Annotated in this window: 5 protein-coding genes and 1 pseudogene; 1 reads left to right on the forward strand and 5 read right to left on the reverse strand. The window is 69.0% G+C overall.

What is annotated here, in order from left to right; genetic code table 11:
• From MXD58_RS18310 to MXD58_RS18330, 5 genes and pseudogenes are all read right to left on the reverse strand, one after another.
• Nucleotides 1-518, reverse strand: a pseudogene (locus tag MXD58_RS18310) (hypothetical protein); the annotation flags it as partial.
• 908 nt (nucleotides 519-1,426) lie between these two features.
• On the reverse strand, nucleotides 1,427-2,749 hold the full coding sequence (locus MXD58_RS18315; protein ID WP_250609625.1) for a glycosyltransferase: 1,323 nt from the start codon (nucleotides 2,747-2,749) through the stop codon (nucleotides 1,427-1,429).
• A gap of 187 nt (nucleotides 2,750-2,936) precedes the next feature.
• Nucleotides 2,937-3,161: a hypothetical protein gene (locus MXD58_RS18320; RefSeq protein WP_248837866.1), complete on the reverse strand. Its 225-nt coding sequence runs from the start codon at nucleotides 3,159-3,161 to the stop codon at nucleotides 2,937-2,939.
• Nucleotides 3,162-3,208: 47 nt separating this feature from the next.
• Nucleotides 3,209-4,216, reverse strand: a complete 1,008-nt coding sequence (locus MXD58_RS18325) for an aldo/keto reductase (RefSeq protein WP_308301994.1) — start codon at nucleotides 4,214-4,216, stop codon at nucleotides 3,209-3,211.
• A 73-nt stretch (nucleotides 4,217-4,289) separates the two neighbouring features.
• Nucleotides 4,290-4,838 carry an NUDIX hydrolase gene (locus MXD58_RS18330; protein WP_248837864.1) on the reverse strand — a complete coding sequence of 183 codons (549 nt, stop codon included), beginning with the start codon at nucleotides 4,836-4,838 and terminating at the stop codon, nucleotides 4,290-4,292.
• Nucleotides 4,839-5,100: 262 nt separating this feature from the next.
• Here MXD58_RS18330 and MXD58_RS18335 point away from each other — a divergent pair.
• Nucleotides 5,101-5,820 (forward strand): TerD family protein (locus MXD58_RS18335; RefSeq protein WP_250609626.1); only part of this gene is annotated, 720 nt, incomplete at its 3' end.

The raw sequence follows: 5,820 nt of genomic DNA on the forward strand, positions 1-5,820 counted from the left end.
GTGCCGGCGGTGCCGGTGTCGCCCTGGAAGCCTTGGGATCCCTGTACGCCGGGTTCACCGGGGGTGCCGGCGGTGCCGGTGTCGCCCTGGAAGCCTTGGGATCCCTGTACGCCGGGTTCACCGGGGGTGCCGGCGGTGCCTTGGGCTCCGGCCGGGCCGGTGGCTCCATTGGAGCCGGTGGCGCCCTGCGAGCCGGTCGAGCCGGTCGCCCCGGTGGCGCCAAGGGAACCCTGCGGGCCTTCGGGACCGGTGGACCCGAGAACCCCCTGCGGCCCGGCGGGCCCGGTTGGTCCGGTGGGTCCGAGGGAACCCTGCGGGCCGGTGGCACCGGTGTCCCCCTGCGGACCCTGCGGACCGTCGTCATCGAAATCAATCAGCTGCGGGAGCCTGGTAACAGGGACCGCGAGCCCGTCCGTGCCCGGCACCGCAGGTGCCTCCTGCACCGCTGGCGCGGCGTTGGCGGCAAGCGCCTGGCTCACCCCCATGGGGGCGAACAGTGCGCTGGTCGCCGACACCATGAAAGCGGCTTTTAGGAGAGATTTGTTACGTGTTTGTCGATTCACAGAGGTGGCCTGCGCTTTCTCGTGGAAATGAGCCGTATGGCTGGCGGGAATCTAGTGCCTGCTAGCTGATGAGTGGTGACTCGCGGCAGTGGTCGGCCCCCCGGGACGACCCGACCCCGCCCCGGAATAGTCGATCTGTTTGTTGGATCAGTTCCTTCGTGGTACACAGAGCATGAATCGTTGATGAGCAGCGTCTTTTGTCCGGTCGGACTAGACGCTGCTCATTGGATTTGTGTATCGCCGGTACCCGGACCGTAAGAATGGTCGCCAGCTGGATCAGGACTGTCGCGGCGTAGGGTATAGAAATGTGGGGAATTTTGCGGATACCGCCGCCACTTCCCTATTCCGGCAGCGCGGCGGGAACCGATCTGCCATCGGCGCTCGGCTGAAAACTCTGGTGGCGGGTATCATAATTCCGGCGATTGCTAGTGTGTCGCAATGGGTTTTCTGGACATCCCGATTAGCGTCGCGCCGTGCCGTAATCGATATCAGAAGGTGAGATCATTTCCGCTGTGACACGCGGATTGTGATCGATTCGAATGAGCGAACCTGAACGGATTGTCAAAGTTTCCGGTTGGTTGCGCTCTATCGCCCGAAACTACCCCTCGTCGGACCGAGCGGGCTCTCCGGCTCGGAGGGAGATCAGTGACAGGTCGGGTGTGCGGCGGACGCTCGCGTTGTTTCGCACGTTTTTCGGTGAAGTGGTGTTCGTTGGTGTGCCAGGCATCGGGCCCCCCGGGCTCGGGGGCCTTTCCTCGCTGCCGAGGCGACGAATCGGCAGGTCGTGTTCGCCGCGGTTGCGCCGGCCGCCGGTGAAGGTCTCTACTCCGGTCGAACCATAGCGACTCACGGAAAAACGTCCGCTACTTCGCGTCCGCTGCTGCCGCCTGCTCGATCGGCAGTGGTTTGCGGGGGGCGCACAGGAGTGGGCCGCCGCATCGTTCGGCGCCGTCCTTGAGGGCGATCATGTTGGCGGCGACGTAGGGGATGTTGTTCGTGGTGTGCCAGTCGGTCGGGAAGTAGGTGACCAGTCGTGATCTTTGGAATCGGGCTCGGATCTGGGGTACGAAGGCCCGGTACTGGTCATCGGTGTAGTACCAGAAGGAGTTCTCGTTGTAGTAGGAGATGTGTGTCGGGTCCTGGTAGGCGCCGCGGCCGTCGGAGCTGGGGGTCAGGGTGAGGAGCATGCCGCCGGGTGCCAGTAGCCGGTAGAGCTCGTTGATCAGGGGTATTTTCGCTGGTACGTGTTCGAGGAAGTCGACGGCTCTGATGAGGCCGACGGAGTTGTCTGGGAGGTCGAGTGGTTCTGGGAGTGTCGCGATGATGTCGACGCCGGCTCCTGGGTACTGGTCGACGCCGAGGTAGCCGGGTGGTTTGCGGTGGGCCGCGCCGAGGTCCAGCGCGTGTAGGCCGCGGCGGGTGGCCCAGGCGAGTGTGTTGCCCTCGATGTACTTGTCGTATAGTGCGACGGTTTCCCGTTGGATGTGTGCGTTGATGTCGGTGTCGCGTTGGGTGTTCTCGCCGTGTAGTCGTTGGAGGTAGAGGCAGCGGGGGATTCGGTGGAAGTCGCCGGCCTGGTAGAGGCGACACATCAGGTCCTGGTCGTCGAGGACCGTGCGGTTCGCGTCGTAGCCGCCGACTTTTTCGTAGATGTGCCGCCGGAAGGCGCGTACGTGGTTGGGGGCGTACCAGATGTACGAGATGTTGTGTGGTGTCGGTGCCATGGCGATGGCCTGTAGGACTCGGCGGCCGTCGACTTCGACCTCTTCGAACTGCCAGCCGTGTCTCGCGTCGAATCGGCTGTCGTCGCGGTCGCCGTTTTCGGTGATCTGGGCGGTGTGGCTGTAGGCGAGGGCGACGTCGGGGTTCTCGTCGAAGGCGGTGGCGAGTTCTGCGAGGCAGTCCTTCGCGAGGAGGTCGTCGTGGTCGAGTTCGACGAGGATTTCGCCGCGGGCGAGCTCGCAGGCCCGGCGTTTGGCCGCGCCGACGCCGCTGACCCCGTCCGCGATCTCTACTCTGACGCGGTCGTCCGGAGTCTCCGGGCGCCATCGGGCGCCGCTGTTCAGCAGCACGATCCATTCCCAGTCGGACCGGGTCTGCGCTCGCAGGGTTTCCAGGCATTCGTCCAGAAATCGGGCGCGGTGGCTGGGGGTGAAAACGGAGAACTTCGGCGTTGGCGACGTCATTCTTCGCTACCTGTCCGGAGGGCTGTCGGCAATGGAGGCGCCGGGACGCATACCTGGCCCCACTGCGCATTGACGTGTCCGGCGGACGGGTCAGGAACCGGAAGCCATGCGGACGGTACCCCCACCCGGTCGAAGGTGGGGGTACCGCCACGCGGCATCGCCGCTGACTCGCCGCCGAGGTTCGCGATCATGCGTCGGAGGACGGTGAGCGCGGCGGCATACTCCCGCTCGCTGATGCCGTCGTGGAGGCGCGGTTCGTCCGCGCGCTGCGCTCGGCCGCCCGGGCCCGCCCCGCCTCGCCCCGCGGGGTGAGCACGAAGGCCCCGGCGGGGGACCGGGCCAGCCAACCTCGGCTGACGAGGTCGTCGAGGACCACGTCGAAGTCGGTGCCGAGATCGTCGAATCGCGCCAACTCCGCCCGCCGCCGGCCCTGCGTGGCAGGTAGGCCGCGGGGAGATCTCAGCGGCGTAGGGCGCTGCGGGCCAGGGCGGCCAGGTTCGCGGTGCCGGTGGTCGGGGTGAAGCGATCCGAGGCCGCGGTCAGGGCGTCGTACTCGTCGTCGGCGAGGTAGAGGTCGGCGGCGGCGGCGTTGCTCTCGAGCTGGCTCACGCTGGAGGCGCCGGGGATCGCCACGACCTGGGGATGATGGATCGCCCAGGCCAGGGCGATCTGCGAAGGGGTCGCGTCGTGCGCCCTGGCGACCTCGCGCAGCGTGTCGAGCAGCGGGGCCGCCCGGTCCAGGTTCTCCGGCAGGAACAGTGAGTTGACCGAGCGAACCCGGCCGGCGGGCCGGTTCGAGGCGTCGTAACGGCCCGAGAGCAGCCCCTGCGCCAGCGGGCTGTAGGCGATGACGATGCGGGACTCGGCGGCGGCGAAGTCGACCAGCGCGGCCCCGTGGCGCGGCCGGGCCAGGCTGTACTGCACCTGGTTGGACAGCACCGGGGCGCCCAGCGCGGCATCGGCCTCGCGCCAGCGGTCCAGTGAGTAGTTGCTGACCCCGACATCGCCGACCAGGCCGACGGCGCGCAGGGCCGACATGCCCGGCATCGTCCATCGGTCGCGGATCAGCGGGTTGGGCTGGTGCACCTGGTAGAGGTCGAGATGGCGGGTGCCGAGCCGGGCGGCGCTGGCCACCGCGCGCTGCTCGACGACCGGGGCGACCGGGACCACGGGCATGATCTTCGTGGCGAGGTAGGCGCGCCGCGGCGCGTCGGGGTCGTTCGCCAGAGCGGCGCCGAGGATGCGCTCGCTGCGGCCCGTGCCGTAGACCTCGGCCGTGTCGAACAGGGTGATCCCGAGTTCCAGTGCCCGCCGGACGATGTCCGCGGCGTCCGTGGCCGCGTAGCCGCTGCCGTAGCCCCATTCCCGGGAACCGAACTGCCAGGTCCCCAGGCCGATCTTCGAGATCCGTTTCGGGCCCGTGGTGACGCTGCCCTCGACATAACGCATTGCTCCAGTGAACGACACCTCGGCCGTCGAGCGCGAGGCGGCCCAGCCGGTACCGCCGTCCCGGCCGCGCCGGTACCGCCGTCCGTGGTCCTCACCCGGCGTGCAGGGCGGCCGTGACCCGGCCGCCGAGCCGGCCGGCGAGTTCCGAGACCGGGACCCAGCGGTGGGCGGTGACCTCCTCCAGCTGGAGGTCGACGGGGCGGCCCGAGTACCAGTTCTCCATTTCCAGCAGGAAGCGGAAGTCGTAGTGGGTGTGCGCGGGTTCGTCCTCGTCGGGGTTGGCCGGGATCTCGTGGGCGTCGATATCGATCGGGGTGTCCGAGAGGATGGTGACGGCCGCCGCGGGGATCCCGGTCTCCTCGGTGAGTTCACGGACAGCCGCGTCGCGCAGCGTGTGGTCGTCGGCTTCGACGTGCCCGCCGGGCAGCAGCCAGCGGTCGAGTCCCCGGTGGCGGACCTGAAGGACCCGTCGATCCTGGCCCACGGCGATCGCTCCGCAGGTGACGTGGCCCGGCACCGTGTGGCGCGACGCGGCCGGGTCCGTGCCCGCGGCAAGATCGAGCAGGGGCGCGAGCGCGTCGCGCTCCTGCGGATGAACGGCCAGATACTGCCGAACCGCGGCCAGGATGTGCTCGTTCACCGGGGATCCCCACTCATCATCGAGGGCGCGGAGCCATGTCGCCGCGATGGTCCCACGGACCCGGTGAACCGCCAGGCCACCGACACCGCGCGGGTGCCTGGCGGCGGGCGGGCCGGCGGGTGTCCCGTCACCGACAGGGTCCGGCTGGCCGGCGTGTTCGGTCAGCCGGCCGGGTAGCTGCTAGTTTGCCCGCAGTCCGGTTCGCGTGCGGACGGGCCTGGCCGATTGGCGCGGCCGGTGGCAGGCGAGGGAGGGGAGTGCCTTGGTCACCCAGTTCGGTCGCGGGCAGAAGGCGCAGCTGTCGACGATCACCCAGAGTACCGACCTGTACGTCGGGATTCAGATCAACGCGCCCGGCGAGTGGGACATCTCCTGCTTCGGCCTGGACAACGACGACCGGCTCTCCGACGACCGCTACTTCGTCTTCTTCAACCAGCCCGCCTCGCCGGAGTCGTCGATCCAGCTTGTCGGCCCGCAACAGGGCGACACGCAGGGCTTCCGGATCAACCTCGACCGGGTGCCGGCGTCGATCGGCCGGCTGTCGTTCTGCGCGGCGTTGGACGGAGCGGGTAGCGCCGCCGCGATCTCCGCGGGCTACCTGCGCGTCGTCGCCGGTGGCACCGAGGTGCTGCGCTACCCGTTCACCGGCGCCGACTTCAGCAGCGAGCGCGCCGTGATGATCGGCGACGTCTACCGCAAGGGTGTCTGGCGGGTCGCCGCGATCGGCCAGGGCTTCCAGGGCGGCCTCGCGGAACTCATCCAGTCCTACGGCGGCGAGGTGGCCGAGGAGGCCCCGCCCGCGCCCGCCCCGCCGCCACCGCCTGTCCCGCCGCCACCGCCTGTCCACGATCGGCGCAAGGCGGCCCCCGCCCCCACTCCGCCCGCCCCGCCGTACGGTGGCCAGCCGGCGCCGACCCCGCATCACAAGTGTGGTCTGCGAGTCGAGGAACAAGGCAGCTGTGGGAGCGCTGCGTCATCGGGC

Origin of the sequence: Frankia sp. AgKG'84/4 (genome assembly GCF_023242965.2) — a bacterium.
GTDB lineage: Bacteria > Actinomycetota > Actinomycetes > Frankiales > Frankiaceae > Frankia.

Coding starts and splice junctions, on each gene's coding strand:
- MXD58_RS18315 (WP_250609625.1), bottom strand. CDS start 2,749: ATGACGTCGCCAACGCCGAAGTTCTCCGTTTTCACCCCCAGCCACCGC.